The 16,673-nt window shown below is 62.2% G+C and carries 20 protein-coding genes; 6 read left to right on the top strand and 14 right to left on the bottom strand.

The genetic code is table 11. From position 1 onward, the window contains the following. Nucleotides 1-38 precede the first annotated feature (38 nt). From TRP66_RS07250 to TRP66_RS07205, 10 genes are all read right to left on the bottom strand, one after another. The gene (locus TRP66_RS07250) at nucleotides 39-803 is read right to left on the bottom strand and encodes an ABC transporter ATP-binding protein (protein ID WP_333400698.1); all 765 of its coding nucleotides are present in this window, start codon (nucleotides 801-803) and stop codon (nucleotides 39-41) included. A gap of 9 nt (nucleotides 804-812) precedes the next feature. Beyond that, entirely contained in the window at nucleotides 813-1,931 is a 1,119-nt protein-coding gene (locus TRP66_RS07245; protein WP_333400697.1) for a succinylglutamate desuccinylase/aspartoacylase family protein, read from the bottom strand. 15 nt (nucleotides 1,932-1,946) lie between these two features. After that, the gene (locus TRP66_RS07240; RefSeq protein ID WP_333400696.1) at nucleotides 1,947-2,657 is read right to left on the bottom strand and encodes an ABC transporter permease; all 711 of its coding nucleotides are present in this window, start codon (nucleotides 2,655-2,657) and stop codon (nucleotides 1,947-1,949) included. Next, a complete protein-coding gene (locus TRP66_RS07235; protein WP_333400695.1) occupies nucleotides 2,654-3,382 on the bottom strand; it encodes an ABC transporter permease in 729 nt (242 codons plus the stop codon). The genes TRP66_RS07240 and TRP66_RS07235 overlap by 4 nt, the downstream gene beginning before the upstream one ends. A 107-nt stretch (nucleotides 3,383-3,489) precedes the next feature. After that, complete coding sequence (locus TRP66_RS07230) at nucleotides 3,490-4,272, bottom strand: transporter substrate-binding domain-containing protein (protein ID WP_333400694.1); 783 nt, start codon at nucleotides 4,270-4,272, stop codon at nucleotides 3,490-3,492. A gap of 242 nt (nucleotides 4,273-4,514) precedes the next feature. Further along, nucleotides 4,515-6,218, bottom strand: coding sequence for an ATP-dependent DNA ligase (locus tag TRP66_RS07225; RefSeq protein WP_333400692.1), 1,704 nt, complete (start codon nucleotides 6,216-6,218; stop codon nucleotides 4,515-4,517). Beyond that, complete coding sequence (locus TRP66_RS07220) at nucleotides 6,215-7,258, bottom strand: ligase-associated DNA damage response exonuclease (protein ID WP_333400691.1); 1,044 nt, start codon at nucleotides 7,256-7,258, stop codon at nucleotides 6,215-6,217. Before TRP66_RS07220 ends, TRP66_RS07225 begins: the two co-directional genes overlap by 4 nt. Nucleotides 7,259-7,470: 212 nt before the next feature. Next, nucleotides 7,471-9,945, bottom strand: coding sequence for a penicillin acylase family protein (locus TRP66_RS07215; RefSeq protein WP_333400690.1), 2,475 nt, complete (start codon nucleotides 9,943-9,945; stop codon nucleotides 7,471-7,473). 159 nt (nucleotides 9,946-10,104) lie between these two features. Beyond that, nucleotides 10,105-10,749 (bottom strand): glutathione binding-like protein, encoded by a 645-nt coding sequence (locus tag TRP66_RS07210; protein ID WP_333400689.1) that lies wholly within the window; start codon nucleotides 10,747-10,749, stop codon nucleotides 10,105-10,107. Nucleotides 10,750-10,857: 108 nt separating this feature from the next. Beyond that, nucleotides 10,858-11,055 carry an SEC-C metal-binding domain-containing protein gene (locus tag TRP66_RS07205; protein ID WP_333400688.1) on the bottom strand — a complete coding sequence of 66 codons (198 nt, stop codon included), beginning with the start codon at nucleotides 11,053-11,055 and terminating at the stop codon, nucleotides 10,858-10,860. Nucleotides 11,056-11,213: 158 nt separating this feature from the next. Between TRP66_RS07205 and TRP66_RS07200 the strand changes: the two genes are divergently transcribed. The 3 genes from TRP66_RS07200 to TRP66_RS07190 all read left to right on the top strand — a co-directional run bounded on the left by TRP66_RS07200 (nucleotide 11,214) and on the right by TRP66_RS07190 (nucleotide 12,755). Beyond that, nucleotides 11,214-11,870 carry a LexA family protein gene (locus TRP66_RS07200; protein WP_333400687.1) on the top strand — a complete coding sequence of 219 codons (657 nt, stop codon included), beginning with the start codon at nucleotides 11,214-11,216 and terminating at the stop codon, nucleotides 11,868-11,870. 77 nt (nucleotides 11,871-11,947) lie between these two features. Further along, on the top strand, nucleotides 11,948-12,205 hold the full coding sequence (locus TRP66_RS07195; protein WP_333400686.1) for a DUF1654 domain-containing protein: 258 nt from the start codon (nucleotides 11,948-11,950) through the stop codon (nucleotides 12,203-12,205). A 217-nt stretch (nucleotides 12,206-12,422) separates the two neighbouring features. Further along, on the top strand, nucleotides 12,423-12,755 hold the full coding sequence (locus TRP66_RS07190) for an MFS transporter (protein ID WP_333400685.1): 333 nt from the start codon (nucleotides 12,423-12,425) through the stop codon (nucleotides 12,753-12,755). An 11-nt stretch (nucleotides 12,756-12,766) separates the two neighbouring features. Here TRP66_RS07190 and TRP66_RS07185 read toward each other — a convergent pair whose 3' ends face one another. Beyond that, nucleotides 12,767-13,258 carry an LEA type 2 family protein gene (locus TRP66_RS07185; protein WP_333400684.1) on the bottom strand — a complete coding sequence of 164 codons (492 nt, stop codon included), beginning with the start codon at nucleotides 13,256-13,258 and terminating at the stop codon, nucleotides 12,767-12,769. 103 nt (nucleotides 13,259-13,361) lie between these two features. Between TRP66_RS07185 and TRP66_RS07180 the strand changes: the two genes are divergently transcribed. Then, entirely contained in the window at nucleotides 13,362-13,928 is a 567-nt protein-coding gene (locus TRP66_RS07180) for a hypothetical protein (protein ID WP_333400683.1), read from the top strand. A 14-nt stretch (nucleotides 13,929-13,942) separates the two neighbouring features. Here TRP66_RS07180 and TRP66_RS07175 read toward each other — a convergent pair whose 3' ends face one another. Both TRP66_RS07175 and TRP66_RS07170 read right to left on the bottom strand, forming a co-directional pair. After that, nucleotides 13,943-14,416, bottom strand: coding sequence for a YchJ family protein (locus tag TRP66_RS07175; RefSeq protein ID WP_333400682.1), 474 nt, complete (start codon nucleotides 14,414-14,416; stop codon nucleotides 13,943-13,945). 3 nt (nucleotides 14,417-14,419) lie between these two features. After that, on the bottom strand, nucleotides 14,420-14,917 hold the full coding sequence (locus TRP66_RS07170) for a DUF6231 family protein (protein ID WP_333400681.1): 498 nt from the start codon (nucleotides 14,915-14,917) through the stop codon (nucleotides 14,420-14,422). 209 nt (nucleotides 14,918-15,126) lie between these two features. On the opposite strand from TRP66_RS07170, the gene TRP66_RS07165 reads away from it, so the two are divergent. Further along, nucleotides 15,127-15,402 carry a DUF1145 domain-containing protein gene (locus TRP66_RS07165; protein ID WP_333400827.1) on the top strand — a complete coding sequence of 92 codons (276 nt, stop codon included), beginning with the start codon at nucleotides 15,127-15,129 and terminating at the stop codon, nucleotides 15,400-15,402. Continuing rightward, nucleotides 15,395-16,153, top strand: a complete 759-nt coding sequence (locus TRP66_RS07160) for a collagen-like protein (protein ID WP_333400680.1) — start codon at nucleotides 15,395-15,397, stop codon at nucleotides 16,151-16,153. The genes TRP66_RS07165 and TRP66_RS07160 overlap by 8 nt, the downstream gene beginning before the upstream one ends. Before the next feature lie 13 nt (nucleotides 16,154-16,166). Here the strand turns inward: TRP66_RS07160 and TRP66_RS07155 are convergent, their stop codons facing one another. Beyond that, nucleotides 16,167-16,631 carry a CopD family protein gene (locus tag TRP66_RS07155; RefSeq protein WP_333400679.1) on the bottom strand — a complete coding sequence of 155 codons (465 nt, stop codon included), beginning with the start codon at nucleotides 16,629-16,631 and terminating at the stop codon, nucleotides 16,167-16,169. Nucleotides 16,632-16,673 lie beyond the last annotated feature (42 nt).

The following is a 16,673-nucleotide window of genomic DNA, read 5'->3' as shown; positions in this document are numbered from 1 at the left end:
TACGCGCCCTCCCGCGTAGGAGCCAGCTTGCTGGCGATTTACTTCAGGTTCCCGCTCAGAAACTGCTGCAACCGCTCGCTCTTCGGATTGTTGAGCACTTCATCCGGATGCCCGGATTCTTCGATCTGGCCTTTGTGCAGGAACACCACCTGATTGGCGACCTTGCGGGCGAAGCCCATTTCGTGGGTGACCAGAATCATGGTGCGGCCTTCCTCGGCCAGCCCCTGGATGACCTTCAGCACCTCGCCCACCAGCTCGGGGTCGAGCGCTGAGGTCGGTTCGTCGAACAACATGATTTCCGGCTCCATCGCCAGTGCACGGGCAATGGCTACGCGTTGCTGCTGGCCGCCGGAAAGAAACGCCGGATACTGCTCGGCCACGCGCTCCGGCAGGCCAACCTTGTCCAGGTACAACCGCGCGCGTTTCTCCGCTTCTGCTTTGGAGATGCCGAGCACCCGACGCGGCGCCATGGTCACGTTCTCCAGAACGGTCATGTGCGCCCACAGGTTGAAATGCTGGAAGACCATCGCCAGACGCGTGCGCAGGCGTTGCAATTCCTCTGGATCGGCCACGCGCATGCCGTCCTTGTCGCTGACCATACGCACCGGCTGGCCGTCCAGACTCATGGCGCCGTCATTGGGCTGCTCGAGAAAGTTGATGCAGCGCAGAAAGGTGCTTTTGCCCGAACCGCTGGCGCCGATCAGGCAGATGACATCGCCGCTGTTGGCCTTGAGCGATACCCCTTTGAGCACCTCGTTGTCGCCGTAGCTTTTGTGCAGACCCTCGATGGTCAGTTTGTACATGTCAGGTCCTCAAGGAGAAAGAAGGTAGCCACTGCGATAAGGCTCGGTGCCGGCGACATGGGCGACGGCCATGCCTGCCGTTGCCATGCGTCGCAGCGAGCGGGCATAGAGCAGGCCGGCACGGGTCGCGTGCACCGGCGTGACGGCATCACTGACCGGGTCGATGACGTCGGCGATCAATTGCCCTGCCTCGACGTACTCGCCGGGCATGGCGCAGAACACCAGCAGCCCGCCGACGGGTGTGGTGACCGGTTCGACGGCCGCCAGCGGAGTAGCGGGGTAGAGAAGCTCGGGTGCTGGCGCGGCCTCGCCGTCGATGACGCCGAAATCGATCAGGTAATTGATGATCGCCTGACAGTCGCGGGTCGCGAGCGCGTGACTGACGTCGCCCTGGCCGCGCAGCTCGACCGTCACCGAGAAACTGCCCATCGGGATGGGGAAACGCCCCGCGAAACGCTGCTGCAGCTTCCACCAGACCAGGGTGAAGCACTCGTCGAACGAATGACCGCCCGAGTCGGTCGCCAGCATGCTGGCCTGAGCGCCAAGATAGCGCGACAGCGGCTCGACCTTCGGCCAGGCTTCCGGCGTGGTGTACAAATGTTCCACCGATTCGAAATCACAATGCAGATCCAGCACCATGTCGGCATCGCAGGCCAGACGTTGCAGCGTCAGTCGCAGCGACTGCAATTGGCTGCCGGCGCTTTGCCCGTGCAGTACTTCGTGCAGGCATGCGCGGATCAGTGCCTGGTTTCGCTCGGCATCATCGCCCAGCCGGGCTTCGACCTCGTTACCGACGCGCTCGGCGACATCGCTGAACCAGCGATTGAAGTTCTCGCCGCTTTCCAGCTCATAGCGGCCCAGCGGCGTGTCCATCAGGACCTGCTCCAGACCGATGGGGTTGGCGACCGGTACCACGACGATTTCCCCCAGCAGGCGCCCGGCGCTTTCCAGTTCGGCGAGGCGCTGCTTGAGGTACCAGGCGACCAGCATGCCCGGCAGCTCGTCTGCGTGCAGCGAGGCCTGGATGTAGATCTTGCGGTCGCCCTGGGACGGCCCGTAGTGAAAACTGTGGATCTGCCGCGCGGTGCCCGGCACCGGCGACAAGAGATCGTGGGTGTGATGGCGCATCATCGTTTCCTGGGACTAGTGGGCGGGGCCGAGGAAGGCCAGCCAGCGGCGTTCAGCGAGGCGGAACAGGCCCACCAGAATGAAGGTGACGGTCAAGTACAGGAGCGCCGCGATGCCGAACGACTGGAAGGTCATGAAGGTGGCCGAGTTGGCGTCGCGGGCTACCTTGAGGATGTCCGGCACGGTCGCGGTGAACGCGACGGTGGTCGAATGCAGCATCAGGATCACTTCGTTGCTGTAGTAAGGCAGCGACCGGCGCAGCACCGAAGGCATGATCACGTAGGCGTAGAGCTTCCAGCCGGTCAGACCGTAGGCCTTGGCCGCTTCGATCTCGCCGTGCGCCATGCTGCGGATCGAACCGGCGAATATTTCCGTGGTGTAGGCGCAGGTGTTGAGCGTGAAGGCCAGGATGGTGCAGTTCATGGCGTCGCGAAAAAATGCATCGAGCAACGGCTGCTCGCGGACTGCTGCGATGCTGTAGATCCCCGTGTAGCAAATCAGCAGCTGGATATACAGCGGCGTGCCGCGAAACACGTAGGTGTAGAACTGCACCGGCCAGCGCAGCCAGCGCTTTTTCGAAACGCGGGCGATGGACAGCGGAATGGACAGACAGAAGCCGAGTGCGATGGATGCGCTGAGCAACCACATGGTCATGGCCAGACCGGTGATGTTCACCCCATCGGTATAAAGGAAGGGTTTCCAGTACTCTTCGAGCAGTTCGATCATCGCTGCGCCTCCCGGCTGCCCACGGCGTAATGCCGCTCAGCCCAGCGCAGGGCGAAATTCGAGGCGCTGGTGATGACCAGGTAGATCAGCGCCGCCAGGACCAGGAAGTAGAACAGCTGATAGGTGCTCTTGCCGGCGTCCTGGGAAGCCTTGACCAGATCGGCGAGGCCGATGATCGAGACCAGCGCGGTGGCCTTGAGCAGCACTTGCCAGTTGTTGCCGATGCCCGGCAACGCAAAGCGCATCATCTGCGGGAAGACCACGTAGCGAAAGCGCTGGCCGCGCCTGAGGCCATAGGCGATGGCGGCTTCGACCTGACCGCGCGGCACTGAGAGAATCGCGCCGCGAAAGGTTTCAGTGAAATACGCGCCATAAATGAAGCCCAGGGTGATGACCCCGGCGGTGAATGGATCGATTTCGATGTACTCCCATTCCATCGCGTCGGTCAGGCTGGTGAGCCAGGTCTGCAGGCTGTAGAAGATCAGCAGCATCAGCACCAGATCGGGCACGCCGCGGATCAGCGTGGTGTACAGCTGCGCGGGCACCCGCAGCAGGGCAGAGCCGGACAGTTTGGCGCTGGCGCCGAGCAGACCGAGCACAATGCTCAAGGCCAGCGACAGCAGCGATAATTTGATGGTCATCCAGGTTCCCTGCATCAGCAGCGGGCCGAAGCCCTTGAGGCTGAATGCCGAAAGTCCCAGGTTTTGCATGAGTGCGTCGAGCATGGGTAAAGCCTTGCGCGGTCAACAAACGAAAACGTCCATCGACCGGCAAGTGCGCCGCCCATCGAAGGAGCGGCGCATGATCGCCGATGTCGATGGGCGTCGGGGTGTTATTTACCGCTGTACAGATTCAGGTCGCCGAAGTGCTTCTTCTGGATTTCCGCGTAGGTACCGTCGTCGTGTAACGCTTTGATACCTTTGTCCAACAGTGCCTTGAGCTCTTTGTTACCTTTGGCAATACCGACTGCGGTCTTGGATGGCAGTAACGGACTGTCGACAGGCTCGCTCACTTGGTAGTCAGCGCCGGCCGGCGACTTCATAAAGCCCAGTTCAGCCTGCAGCATGTCCTGGATCGAGGCGTCGAGACGGCCGGAAGTCAGGTCGGCGTAGACCTGATCCTGGTTCTGGTATGCCTTGGTAGTCACGCCGGCCTTGTCCAGCACGGCCTTGGCGTAGGCTTCCTGAATGGTGCCTTGCTCATAGCCTACGGTCTTGCCCTTGAGGCTGGCTGGGTCGGCGGTGAAACCGGCGCCTTTCTTGAAGACCAGCGCAGTTGGGCCGGAGAACAGTTCGTTGGAGAAGTCGATGACTTTCTCGCGGGCCGGGGTCACGGTCATCGAGGAGATGACGCCGTCGAACTTGCGAGCCTTGAGGCCGGGGATCATGCCGTCGAAATCGCTTTCGACCCATTTGCAGGTCACGTTCAACTCTTTGCAGATGGCGTTGCCCAGATCGATGTCGAAGCCGACCAGACTGCCGTCGGCGGCCTTGGATTCAAACGGAGCGTACGAAGGGTCGACGCCGAAACGCAGTTCCTTGTATTCCTTTGCCATTGCGCTGCCAGCCGCGACACACAGAGCCAGGGCGGAGAGAGTCAGCCATGCTTTTTTCATCGTTGAGTCCTTGAAACCTGATGGGGGTATGGGGAACCGCGAGAATTGCTACCGGCAGGTGCCAGATTGGCATCATGTAGCAAATTTTGAACCAATGGCGCAAACGTGCGTTTGAAACGTACGGTTCTGTCGCATTTCTGATGCTCTGCCATCTCCCCTGTAGGAGCCAGCTTGCTGGCGATCTGGGGTATCGCCAGCAAGCTAGCTCCTACATGGTGCGCATTGCGCACTGATCTGGTGCGTCAGCTCAGGAGGTCCTGCAATGTCGCCAGACTATCCGCCTCCGCCACCGGCTTGTCATGCCGCCAGCGCAGCATGCGCGGGAAGCGAACGGCGATGCCGCTCTTGTGCCGTTTTGACAGTGCGATACCTTCGAAGCCCAGCTCGAACACCAGGGTCGGCGTCACGCTGCGAACCGGGCCGAATTTTTCGACCGTGGTCTTGCGGATGATGGCGTCGACCTTACGCATTTCCTCGTCGGTGAGCCCAGAATAGGCTTTGGCAAAGGGCACCAGCGTTCTTTCGCTGGAGTCCGGCGGTCCGTCCCAGACGGCAAAGGTGTAGTCGCTGTACAGACTGGCCCTGCGCCCGTGACCGCGCTGGGCGTAGATCAGCACGGCGTCGACGCTGAACGGGTCGATCTTCCATTTCCACCAGACGCCCATGTCTTTGGTCCGGCCCACGCCATACAGCGAGTCCCGGGCCTTGAGCATCATGCCTTCGACGCCCAGACTCCGTGAGGCCTCGCGCTGGGTGGCCATGTCCAGCCAGTCTTTGGCCTCAAGCAATGGAGAGGGCAGCAGCACCGGGCTTTGAGCGTCACTGATGACTTGCTCCAACTGGGCGCGCCGCTCATGTTGCGGGCGGCTGCGCCAGTCGTGGCCCTGCCATTCGAGAAGATCGTAGGCCAGCATGATCACCGGCACGTCGGCCAGGATCTTCTTGCCCAGCGTCTTGCGCCCGATCCGTTGCTGCAACAGGGCGAAGGGCTGCACCGAAGGTGCGGGCTGATTCGACGGGTCATCGAGTTCGAACGCGGCCGCTTGGTCCGGGCTCGGCTCGGGCGCCTTCCAGACCACGATCTCGCCGTCGATCACGGTTCCGTCCGGCAAACACTGGGCAAGGCTGTGCAATTCCGGAAAACGGTCAGTGACCAGGTCCTCGCCGCGCGACCAGATCCACAGTCGTCCGTCGCGCTTGACCAGTTGTGCGCGAATGCCGTCCCACTTCCATTCCACCTGCCATTGCTCGACCGGCCCCAGCAAGGCTTCGAACTGCTCCGCCGGTTGTTGCAGAGCATGGGCAAGGAAAAACGGATAAGGCTGGCCGCCGCGCTGGGCATGTTCATCGGCCGATTCGGCGGCGATCAGTTTCAGGTAGCCTTCGGCGCTGGGACGGTGTGACAGGTCGGTATAGCCCACCAGTCGTTGCGCAACGCGTTTGCTGTCCAGATCCGCCAGCGCGGCGAGAGCGCGAGTGACCAGCAGTTTCGATACGCCAACCCGGAAGCTTCCGGTGATCAGCTTGATGCACACCATCAGGCTGTTGCGATCCAGTTGCGACCAGAAACCGGGCAGCCGTTCGGCCAGTTCCTCTGGCGGCAAGCCACGCAACGGCAAAAGCTTTTCTTCCATCCACAGCGCCAGGCCTTCGTCGTTGCTGTGGTCGGCCTGCGGCAACAGCAGCGCCAGAGTTTCGGCGAGATCGCCGACCGCCTGGTAGCTTTCCTCGAACAACCATTCCGGCAGCTGGGCAAGCGTGATGGCCTGCTCGCGCAGGACCTTGGTCGGCACCAGCTGTCGCGGCCTGCCGCCGGACAGGAAATACACGGCCCAGGCCGCATCCTGAGGTTCGGCCTGGGCGAAATATTCGCGCATGGCCGCCAGTTTGGCATTGCTCGACGTGGTGGCGTCCAGCCGGGCGTAGAGTTCGGCGAAGGCTTTCATGACCGCGCCTCTTCTTCGTGAGCCGCTGCGTCGCCGCCGGCACCGGTCACCTCATCTTCATCGCCGTATTCGGTCGTGAAGCCCTGGGCGTCCAGACCGATATCGCGCAGATAACGGACCAGCACGGCCACCGATCCGTGGGTCACCATCACACGTTCGGCGCCGGTCTGTTCGATGGCCCACAACAGGCCCGGCCAGTCGGCATGGTCCGACAGCACGAACCCCCGGTCCACGCCGCGCCGCCGACGCGTGCCGCGCAACATCATCCAACCGCTGGCGAAGGCATCGCTGTAGTCGCCGAAGCGCTTCATCCAGGTGCTCCCGCCGGCCGATGGCGGTGCCAGGATCAACGCATTACGCAACGCCGGGTCGGTTTTCTTGAAGTCACCGGCATACTGGGTTTCGGGGATGCGGATACCGCCTTCGCGATAGACCCGGTTCAGCGGCTCTACCGCCCCATGCACCAGGATCGGGCCTATGTCGGAATCAATGCCGTGCAGGATCCGCTGCGCCTTGCCGAATGAATAAGCGAACAGCACGCTAGCCTTGCCCTGAGCCGCGTTGTCCCGCCACCAGTCATTGATGCCCGAGAAAATTCGTGCCTGAGGTTCCCAGCGATAGATCGGCAGGCCGAACGTCGACTCGGTAATAAAGGTATGGCAGCGCACCGGTTCGAAAGGCGCGCAAGTGCCGTCCGGCTCGACCTTGTAGTCACCGGACGCGACCCAGACCTCGCCCTCGTATTCCAGGCGCACCTGCGCCGAACCCAGCACGTGACCGGCCGGATGCAGGCTGAGTTTCACGCCGTGATGGGTAATGGACTCGCCATATTCGAGGGTCTGCAGGCGAATGTCCTGACCCAGACGCGAGCGCAGAATGCCTTCACTGCTGGCCGTCGCCAGATAGTGCGTGTTGCCGGTCCGGGCATGGTCGCCATGGCCATGGGTAATGACCGATCGCTCGACCGGGCGCCAGGGGTCGATATAGAAGTCGCCGGGTGGGCAGTACAAACCTTCGGGTCGAGCAATGACAAGATCCATGGGGCAACCGTATGGATGGGCTTGTTAGCTATGAGCCGGAGCGGTGGGGGAAGTTCGAGAACTCTGTGCAGAGTGACCAGTGCGGTCGGTGTGGGAGGGAGCTTGCTCGCGACCCAGACGACGCGCTGTATCAGGTGCGCCGCGTGATGGCTGTCGCGACCAAGGTCCCTCCCACAGGAATCGTGCATTTCCGTGGGAGTGACCTTGCCCGCTTATTTACCCGGCGTCAGCGTCAGGCGCTGTTTGCCGTAGCCTTTTTCGTAGTTCTGCTGTTGCAGCGGGATCGACATGTACTGCGCCTTGCGCCACGCGTCGACGCTGCTGGCGAAATAGGGGCTGGCGGGGTTTCCGGATTGTCCGGTGCTCATCACACCCAGCATCGGCTCGACCAGGCTGAAGTCGACGATCATGCGCAGCGCCGGCGCCGAGCGCGCATCGAACGAGTCACCCCAGGCATGTCCCGAAACGTCCAGCGTGCTGTGGTCGCCACCCATCGCTGTGTTTGAAGCAGGAAGCGCCGCGCCACCCAGCCATTTTGCCAGCGGCGACGCCTGCGCCGCATTGGACGGCCGATGCAGCGCGCCCCACTGCCAGCTCTTGTGGTTGCTGCCCAACAGGCTCTCGCCGCGGCTGATCGAGGCCGCGAGACTGCGGGCGAGGATGGTCGGTTTGTCTTCCTGGCGCGCGGTGGTGATGTCATCCCAGAACGGACTGTCGTCGCGGCCCAGCAGGTGATCGGCCTGGGCCGACCAGGACGACCCGGCGTTGCTCACCAGAGCCTGCCAGGCCGGGCCGGTCTGCGCGCCAAGCTCATCGAGAAATGTCTGCCGGGCGCTTTCCTGCAAGAACAGTTCATAAATCGCCGCGTCCGATGAGCCTGCGCTGAGTCGGCCGTCGAACGCCATCAGGCGTGCGTAGGCTTCGCGAGCTTTGCCGCGCTCGGCCTCCGGCAGGGCGTCGATGGCCTGCGCCAGCGGCCTGGCCATGCCTGGCGCCTGGAACATGGCCTTGAGCTTCGCGGCAAAAGTGGTGGTCTGGTCGTACTGCATGGCGATGGTGCTGCGGGTGTCCTGTTTCGCACCGTTGGCAAGCTCGGCGATCCGCTCGGCCCGCTCCGGCGCGCCCCAGGAATTGGACAGCTGCATGCCGTAGCCCTTGGGAACGGTGCGCTGGTTGGCGGTCGCCAGCCAGCCCTGTCGAGGGTCCTGATCGTAAGGATGCAGCATCGGGTCGGCGAAGCCGTCCCAGTCATATTGAGCGTCCCAGCCCGGCGAAGGCACCAGACCCAGGCCGTCGCGACGGTTGGGGAAGCGACCGGTGACTTGCCAGCCGATATTGGTCGCATCGGCAAACACCATGTTCAAGGTCATGGCGCGTATTTCGCGACTGGTGTCGAAAGCCCTGTCCACTTTGGGCGCGCGCGACAGATCGAAGAACGCGTCCAGACTTTTGTCGTCCTTGAAGTCCGGGGTTTGCAGCGCCAGACCCAGACCATTGCCCAGGGCTGTGGCGGTGGCGTTGAGCAACATGCCGTGACGCGTCGCGTAGACCGTCTCGCGCACCGGACGAGCGCCTTTGACGAGGAATGTTTCTTCGTGGGCCGTGGCCGGCAACCATTTGCCATCGGCCATGTACAGCAGACGATTGTTCTCGCGTTTGAGCTTTTCCAGAAACAGATCCTGGTTGTCGCCCTTGACGTTACCCATGCTCCAGGCCAGCTTGCCGTTGAAGCCGCTGAGCACCAGCGGGAGTCCGGCAAGGGTCACGCCGGAGACCTGATACTTGGGCGCGCGAATCTGCACCAGGCTCCAGGCCGAGTTTTCGCCCGAAGGCAGCTGCATGTCGGCGGCCAGCAGGCTCTTGCCGTTGCGGCTGCGCTGCGGCGCGATCGCCCAGTTGCTGGAGACGGCGGCGCCCAGCATGTTCAGGTCGGTCAACTGCGAAGCGACGCGCTCAAGGTCCTGCAAGGACGACACCTGGGTCAACGGCACACCCTTGAGCTTGTCGGCCTCGGCGAACGGCAACAGCTCGTCCGGATAGGTCGGCAGCAGCCAGGCGAGCTTGTCGACCCCGACTTTCTGCGCCAGCGCCAGCGAGGACAATTCCTGTTGCAGATTCACCGACAGGCTGAAATCGAGCAGGGCGAAGATCAGCGCCGAGTCTTCCGGCTTCCAGTACTCGGGGCGGTAGCCGGAGCCGGCCAGGTCCGCCGGCAGCTTGTCGCGATAGCGGAACAGATAGGCGTTGACGCCACGCGCGTACACGTCGAAGAACCGCTTGAGGCGGGGCGAGGCAACGTTGTACAACTCGCCGGCGCTCTGCTTGAGGCCGGCCGCACGCATCAGGCGGTCGACCTCCAGCGCATCGGGGCCAGCCATTTCGCTGAGGCGACCCTGGGCGAGCAGGCGCATCCCGAGCATCTGGGTGATACGATCACCGGCATGCACGTAGCCCAGGGTAAAGAGCGCGTCATGGTAAGAGCTGCTTTCGATCAGCGGCATGCCCTGCATGTTGCGACGCACCGATACGTTCTGCGCCAGACCTTTGACCGCAACGGTGCCCGTATTGGGCAGCACCGAATCCTGATCACCGGCCCCCAACTGGCAGCCGGCAAGGCTCAGAAAGCCCGTCGCGGCGGCAGCAGCGCCCAATCGAGGAAGAAAACGTGAGAAGGCGGGCGAGGCCATGGCGAGCTCCTGCAAGGAATGACATGCAAAAGCCGCTACGTTAGTGAGCGGACCGACGCCACGCAAGACAGCGGGGCGTCTTTATTTCAGGATTTTGCTGCCTGATCGCCAGCAAGCTGGCTCCTACAGTTGGTGTAGGAGCCAGCTTGCTGGCGATGCTCACGCCTTCGGCGGATTGATCTCATCGACCAGCGCGTACGCACGCTGCGTCGCTTCGCGGCTGGCGATGCTTTCGAACCAGCGCTGCAGGGCAGGGAAGTCGTTGAGGTCCTGCTCCTGATAGGTATGCGGCACGATCCAGGGGTAAATCGCCATATCGGCAATGCTGTACTCGTCGCCCGCCACGAATGCCCGGTCCGCCAGGCGCTTGTCGAGCACGCCATAAAGACGGGCCGTCTCCTTGACGTAGCGCTCGATCGCGTAGGGGATCTTTTCCTGGGCGAAGCGATTGAAGTGATGATTCTGCCCGGCCATCGGGCCCAGTCCACCCATTTGCCAGAACAGCCACTGCAACGTTTCCTGTCGGCCGCGCAGATCCTGGGGAATGAAGCGCCCGGTCTTCTCGGCCAGATACAGCAGGATCGCGCCGGACTCGAACAGGCTCAGCGGCTCTCCGCCGTCGACAGGTTCATGATCGACGATCGCCGGAATACGGTTGTTGGGCGCGATCTTCAGAAACTCAGGCTTGAACTGCTCGTCCTTGCCGATATTGACGGGGAATAGGCGATAGGGGAGGCCCGATTCTTCCAGGAACAGCGTGATCTTGTGGCCGTTGGGCGTGGTCCAGTAATGAAGGTCGATCATCGAAAACTCCATGCGGGTGAGCGAAGCCCCCTGTTTTACTCCCTCGGTCGTACCCCGCACAAATAAAAACGGCCTGCATGGCAGGCCGTCGGCAAAACGCTCGGTACATCAGGCACCGTGGCACTTCTTGAATTTCTTCTCGCTGCCGCACGGGCAGGGGTCATTGCGGCCGACATCTTTCAGGGTATTGCGTACCGGCTCCTGAGGGGCGTGGTTGCAATGAGGGCCGTGAACGTGGCCGTGATGATGATCGTGGTCATGATCATGGTTGCAGTCGGGGCCATGGACGTGGGCGTGCTGGTTCATCGAGTCAACTCCGGAAACAGGGAAAAGATTGGCGGGCATTATCCCGCAAATCGGGTCAGGCAGTAACTGCGTGTTTTTTTCAGTAAACCTGATAATATTTCAGCATGCTTAGCATGGCGTGTCCGGGCGCCGCTTCCTTCCACTTTCGATCTTGCGCCATGAACAGACACGAACGTATTGCTCGCGCCATCAAGGCCAGCGGCCTGAAAAAGAGTGAAATCGCCACCTTGTGCGGCGTCGCCAATTCCGCCGTTACTCAGTGGATCACCGGGGAGAGCAAGAGTCTGCGCCCGGAAAACCTTTATGCCCTGGCGAGGGCGACCGGTTTTCGCGCCGAATGGCTGGCCATCGGCGAGGGCCCGCAACGCGAGGCTTATGCGGACGCCAATGTCGCAGGCGTCGACCAGCCTCGCATGTCCTACCGGTATCCAGTGATCAGCTGGGTTTCCGCAGGCTCATGGGAAGAGGCTGTCGAACCCTATCCTGAAGGGTTTTCCGACCGCTACGAGATTTCCGATTACAACGCCAAGGGGCCGGCCTTCTGGCTGGAAGTCAAAGGCGATTCGATGACCGCGCCCAGCGGCCTGAGTGTGCCCGAGGGCATGATGATTCTGGTCGATACCGAGGCCGAAGTGCAGCCGGGCAAGCTGGTCATCGCCAAGCTTCCGGCCAGCAACGAGGCGACTTTCAAGAAGCTGGTGGAGGACGGCGGCGTGCGCTATCTCAAGCCGCTCAACCCTGCCTACAAGATGATCGAGTGCGGGCCTGACTGCCGGATCATTGGCGTTGCCGTCCGGATGACGGCCAGACTCTGATCCGCGGCACCACAGAGCTTGAAGAATCTGGCGAGCTGAAATACTGTATGCGTGTACAGTTATTTCAGGAGTAAGCCATGGTGCAACACCAAGCGGCCGGAGTGCGTGCAACATCGGACTATGAAGCTATTGGCAGGCGCATTCAGCGTCTGGTCGCGGCGCCCAAGGTCCAGAAAGTGCAGTGGATCATCGTCAACCGGCATGACGACGAACCCGTGGAAGGCTGGGACAGAGTGCTTCAGGAAATCGAGGAAACCGAGGGTATCCAGCTTGAGCGGTTTGCGGATGGAACCGTGCGGATCGGCTGGCAGCGCTTCATCGACACTCAGTTCTAGGCTCATGCAAACAAACGCTCCCTAAAAATATTTCAGCAAACTTGACTCATATTTTAAGAATGCTTAAATTTAGTGCCTGGCTCGCATCGCTAAGGACATTTTCATCCCGAGGCATTCGGCGATCCCAGACGTTGGCAGCGCCCGCAGCATTTCAGTGACGATAACGATGCTTCCGGCTCACAACGGTCCTCCTTGTCCCGTTAATGGAGTCAGGCTCATGGAATGGTTGGGCGAGTTGCTGGAAAGAAGCGAATGGCTGATCGCAGGGTCCCTTGGCGCGGTCATCTCTGGCTGGTGGCACAAGAGCGAGCTGATGAACTGGCGTTCTCGGATCATCTTTGTGATCACAGGCGCCGCGTGCTCGGTCTATCTGACCGGTATCGCGAGCAATTACATGGGCGTCGCTGACCCGCGCAATATCGCGGGGGTGGGGTTTTTGCTCGGGTCGTTTGGTGGCGCTGCGATGGCCGCGATCAATCGGGCGCTGCTGGCGGCCGACATCTGGAAGTTTCTTACCGAGCTGGTGCGCAGCCGTTTCGATGGCCGCTGAGGATGCGCGTTTCAATGGTCCTGGATAAAGGCGCCTGGGGTGAGTTCGCCGCTGCGCCCCACCGCGACCGTGTCCCTGAACACCAGGCCGGTCTTGAGCTTGCCTTCCAGGCGGTAACGGATCACCTGATCGGGCTTTTTAAGCATGCGGGAAATGGGTTTGAGATGCTTCCACAAGTTGGTTCTGACCGGCACCGAGAAGGTTTTCTGTCCGTGAGCGGGCACGAAGAACCACTCGCTGGACTTGTCATCGGCCAGCATGATGTCATTGAGCATGATCTTGTAGCGCAGCCCGCGGACCAGTATCCGCGAGTCATTGTCGTTTTCGACCCGGAACAGCAGATTGAAGTCCTGTTGCACCAGTTTGGCTTTGACCACCTGCACCTTGACCAGATGGAGGTTCGGTTCTCGATAGGACGAAGTGCTCCAGAGAGAGCACCCGCTGAGGTTCAGGATCAACCCGGCCAGACCAAGGGCCCTGATGATAGGCGTCCGAATATGCATCGACTTGCTCCGAATGAGGTCAGAGTTTAGCAACTGGCAAGCGTCTTGGCCGACTCGCCGACGCTGCGCCATACTCCAGACGTGTGCAATAGGGGGACCTGCAATGCCTCTGTTTGAAATCGTATTCGCCGGTGAGCTGGTCGAAGGAGCCCAGCCTGAACGGGTCCAGGCCAACCTGGGCAAGCTGTTCCAGGCCGATGCCCAGCGGCTTCAGATGCTGATGTCCGGCCGACGGCTGGTGCTGAAAAACAATCTCGATGCCCAGACTGCCGAAAAATATCGGGCCACCATGGAGCGTGCGGGGGCACGGGTCAAGGTCGTGGCCATGGCGCCGGTCGAGGAACATCCCATGGAGGAAGTGGAGCTGGCGCCTCCTCCGGACGAACCGACCTGGACGCGCCGGACTGCGGCGGCTGCCCCGATCGTGGACGCCACAGCCGACAAATCGGCGCCGAGAGATGTGTATGCGGCTGCCTTCGTAGACGTCGTCGCACCCGATTTCACGCTGGCGCGTGCCGGCAGCGATCTGCAGGATCCGAGGCCCGAACCGGTCGCGCCGCGACTGGACCTGTCTGGCCTGAGCGTCGCTCCCGCAGGCAGCGACATGGGACAGATGAGCAGGCCCAAGGAAGCCCGGGTGCCTGACACATCGCATTTGAAGATGGTCTGATGGCGGGGTAACGCTCAGCCCACGAAGCCTGCGCAGCATTTCTTGAATTTCTGCTCGCTGCCGCAGGGGCACGCGTCGTTGCGGCCAGCGGCGAGTGGCACGGTCGGATCGATGAAATACCAGCGGCCCTGATTCTGAACGAAGCCGGAGCGTTCCCGATGACTGTGCTCGCCGCTGCCGTCGTGCCAGCGGGCAGTAAAGGTCACCAGCGCGTGTTCTGGCTTGCCGCCGAACACTTCCGCGCTTTCCACCTCCAGTCCCAGCCAGGTGCTTTGCGCGCTCCATTGCGCAATGGCCTGGCGGTCCAGCCCCGCCTGCTGCGCGGGCAGGGTGGTGTCCAGCAGGTAATCGATCAGTCCCAGGACGTAGGCGCTGTAGCGCGAACGCATCAGCTTTTCCGCGCAGGGCGCCGGCTGGCCTGCGTGATAGTGGCCGCAGCAGGCCAGCAACAGATCTCCGCTGCCGCAGGGGCAAATAGCACTACTCATGAATCACCACCAGAATTTGCCGAAGTTTTCCGGGTTGGCCCAGAACCGGGCGTTCAGCCAGTCGGGGACCTGCTTGTACTCGCGCAGATCATAAGTGAACAGCGTCAGGACCTGCTCGTCACGAGCGAAGCGCTCACTGGCTTGCAGGGCCAGCGAATAAAAGTCGGTTTCCTGCCAGCCGCAGGCCTGCAAGTCGGCCAGCACGGCGATCCGGCTGGCGTTGAGGTTGCGAATGCCGCCCAGCAGCTCCAGCCCCGCGCGCTTGGGCAGATGCTCCAGGCAATCGACCACCAGAGCCAGGTCGAAACGTCGGGCGGCAAGCTCGACCGGGAGCGGACCAGGTGTCGCCCAGGCCAGTTCGGTCTCGGGATGAGCCTCGCGAAAGGCCTGGAGCGCGGGGAATTGCTGCTCGCCGATCAACAGCAGACGCGCGGGCGCATAGCGGTCAAGCAGGGCGGCCAGCGCTTGCTGTGGTGTGCGGGTGGATAGGCCCTGGGTCATCGAAGCTCCTCATGTTGATCTGCAAGACTAGCCTGCCGGGCAAGCGCTGCAAAGCACGCCGGGCGGGGCGCACGGGTGTGGCGGTCGATAATGTTCGGCAGATTCAGGTTTTTGCATGTATCGCTGGCATATTCCGCAGGCAGCACGTCTACTGTGCGCAAAAAACGGAGCCGCCGACAGGCGCCAGGGCATTGGACCAGGGGCAAGCTATGAAGCTGTTATGGGGATTGGGCAAATTGTTGATGGTGGCGTTCTGGGTTGTTGTGATCGCCAGTGCGTTCATGGAAGTGCCGCGACCGTTCGGCGGCCTGATTGACATGGCCGCCGGCGCGTTGCTGCTCACGCACCTGCTGGAGCTGATTCTGTTCAATGGCAGTCTTCGCGGGCGCAGGCATCCCTGGCGTGACCGGGGCAAGATCGTGCTGTTCGGCATTTTCCACATTCAATCCATCGGCCGTGCGACGGCGGAGCGTAGTCATGCGTAAATTCCTGCTGCTGGCAGCCTTGTTCACTCCTATGGCGCAAGCCGAGGCCATCATCGTCGATTCCCACTCCCTCATGCGTCTGCCGGCCAGCCATGACCAGGTTCGGATCGAGCGGCTGGAAGTGGCCGACTACGGCACGCTGCTGGTGCCCGGTAATGTGACCGAGCTGCGGGTCGGCGATCTGGTGCTGGGACATGAAGCGCGAATCGCTATCGTCCCCAGCGCCCAGCCGATCAGCATGGTTGTCGAGCAGGGTCGACTGGGAACCGGCAGCCAGATCACCGCGCGGGGCGCCCCTGGCACTTTCGAGCGTGAGGCCGTGCCGGGGCGCACTTTCACCTTGCGGCTGCAACGCCTGGATGCCGAGCGACTGTCGGTGGATGCCCGAGGCGGGGCGGGCGGACCGGGTTACGTGGGGCTGGACGGTGGCAACGGTGAGGCACCCGGCTGCACATGGGGCCGAGCGGGGCGTGGACATGACGGGGACGCCGGCGGCAACGGACGCGACGGAGCGGCTGGCGGACAAGTGCGCCTGGAACTGCCGGTGACCTTCGCGGCCGAGCGTATTCAGGTCAACGTGGACGGTGGCGCGCCCGGTCAGGGCGGCGCGGGTGGGCAGCCGGGCAAAGGTGGCGCCTCCAAAGGGTGTCTGGTCTATCGCGCCGACGGCGGTAAGCCGGGCAAGCCGGGTCAGGCCGGCCAGCCCGGTGCGGCGGGGCCGGTAGGGAGCGTGACCGTACAGCGGTTCTAGCGCCCGGTCAGCCTCAGAACGTCGGTCTGGCGGCGGCGATTGCGACTACCGCCAGGCCGACGATCAGATTGATGCCTACCAGTCGTCGGATGCGCCCCAGCGCGGCGGCGGCTTCTGCCCACTGTGAACCTTCGACCGCGTGGCGCAACTCGGGCAGCTGCAGCGACTGGATGCGCAGGAACAGCGCGACCATTACCACGTACAGTCCCATCATGACCTGCACATAACGCGGCGCCGTCTCGAAACTGGTGAAGTGCAACTGGATCATGCCGATACCCGTGATTGGCAACACCACAATCGCGGCCCACACCCAGACGAAGAACCTTGGAAATACCTCGACCCACACTTTCAGGCGCGCCGGCCCTTCCAGTGCTGAAATGAGGGACGGGCGCAGGATCATCCACGCGAAAAACATGCCGCCTACCCACACAAGGGCGGCAAGGACATGCAAGGTGTAGACGGGGGCGAAAGTGGTCATCGGACACTCCGTTCTGCGCGGATGGATTTAGCGCGGTATGAT

This window comes from Pseudomonas sp. JDS28PS106, assembly GCF_036706555.1.
Lineage (GTDB): Bacteria > Pseudomonadota > Gammaproteobacteria > Pseudomonadales > Pseudomonadaceae > Aquipseudomonas.
The sequence above is the reverse complement of the archived record's forward strand: the minus strand, read 5'-3'. Positions and strand labels throughout refer to the sequence as shown.

Excerpts from the sequence above, each read along its gene's own strand:
- TRP66_RS07170 (WP_333400681.1), bottom strand. The coding sequence starts at position 14,917 with ATGACCCAGGGCCTATCCACCCGCACACCACAGCAAGCGCTGGCCGCC.
- TRP66_RS07165 (WP_333400827.1), top strand. The coding sequence starts at position 15,127 with ATGAAGCTGTTATGGGGATTGGGCAAATTGTTGATGGTGGCGTTCTGG.
- TRP66_RS07155 (WP_333400679.1), bottom strand. The coding sequence starts at position 16,631 with ATGACCACTTTCGCCCCCGTCTACACCTTGCATGTCCTTGCCGCCCTT.
- TRP66_RS07190 (WP_333400685.1), top strand. The coding sequence starts at position 12,423 with ATGGAATGGTTGGGCGAGTTGCTGGAAAGAAGCGAATGGCTGATCGCA.
- TRP66_RS07205 (WP_333400688.1), bottom strand. The coding sequence starts at position 11,055 with ATGAACCAGCACGCCCACGTCCATGGCCCCGACTGCAACCATGATCAT.
- TRP66_RS07180 (WP_333400683.1), top strand. The coding sequence starts at position 13,362 with ATGCCTCTGTTTGAAATCGTATTCGCCGGTGAGCTGGTCGAAGGAGCC.
- TRP66_RS07185 (WP_333400684.1), bottom strand. The coding sequence starts at position 13,258 with ATGCATATTCGGACGCCTATCATCAGGGCCCTTGGTCTGGCCGGGTTG.
- TRP66_RS07195 (WP_333400686.1), top strand. The coding sequence starts at position 11,948 with ATGGTGCAACACCAAGCGGCCGGAGTGCGTGCAACATCGGACTATGAA.
- TRP66_RS07230 (WP_333400694.1), bottom strand. The coding sequence starts at position 4,272 with ATGAAAAAAGCATGGCTGACTCTCTCCGCCCTGGCTCTGTGTGTCGCG.
- TRP66_RS07200 (WP_333400687.1), top strand. The coding sequence starts at position 11,214 with ATGAACAGACACGAACGTATTGCTCGCGCCATCAAGGCCAGCGGCCTG.
- TRP66_RS07245 (WP_333400697.1), bottom strand. The coding sequence starts at position 1,931 with ATGCGCCATCACACCCACGATCTCTTGTCGCCGGTGCCGGGCACCGCG.
- TRP66_RS07175 (WP_333400682.1), bottom strand. The coding sequence starts at position 14,416 with ATGAGTAGTGCTATTTGCCCCTGCGGCAGCGGAGATCTGTTGCTGGCC.
- TRP66_RS07160 (WP_333400680.1), top strand. The coding sequence starts at position 15,395 with ATGCGTAAATTCCTGCTGCTGGCAGCCTTGTTCACTCCTATGGCGCAA.
- TRP66_RS07240 (WP_333400696.1), bottom strand. The coding sequence starts at position 2,657 with ATGATCGAACTGCTCGAAGAGTACTGGAAACCCTTCCTTTATACCGAT.
- TRP66_RS07215 (WP_333400690.1), bottom strand. The coding sequence starts at position 9,945 with ATGGCCTCGCCCGCCTTCTCACGTTTTCTTCCTCGATTGGGCGCTGCT.
- TRP66_RS07225 (WP_333400692.1), bottom strand. The coding sequence starts at position 6,218 with ATGAAAGCCTTCGCCGAACTCTACGCCCGGCTGGACGCCACCACGTCG.
- TRP66_RS07220 (WP_333400691.1), bottom strand. The coding sequence starts at position 7,258 with ATGGATCTTGTCATTGCTCGACCCGAAGGTTTGTACTGCCCACCCGGC.
- TRP66_RS07250 (WP_333400698.1), bottom strand. The coding sequence starts at position 803 with ATGTACAAACTGACCATCGAGGGTCTGCACAAAAGCTACGGCGACAAC.
- TRP66_RS07210 (WP_333400689.1), bottom strand. The coding sequence starts at position 10,749 with ATGATCGACCTTCATTACTGGACCACGCCCAACGGCCACAAGATCACG.
- TRP66_RS07235 (WP_333400695.1), bottom strand. The coding sequence starts at position 3,382 with ATGCTCGACGCACTCATGCAAAACCTGGGACTTTCGGCATTCAGCCTC.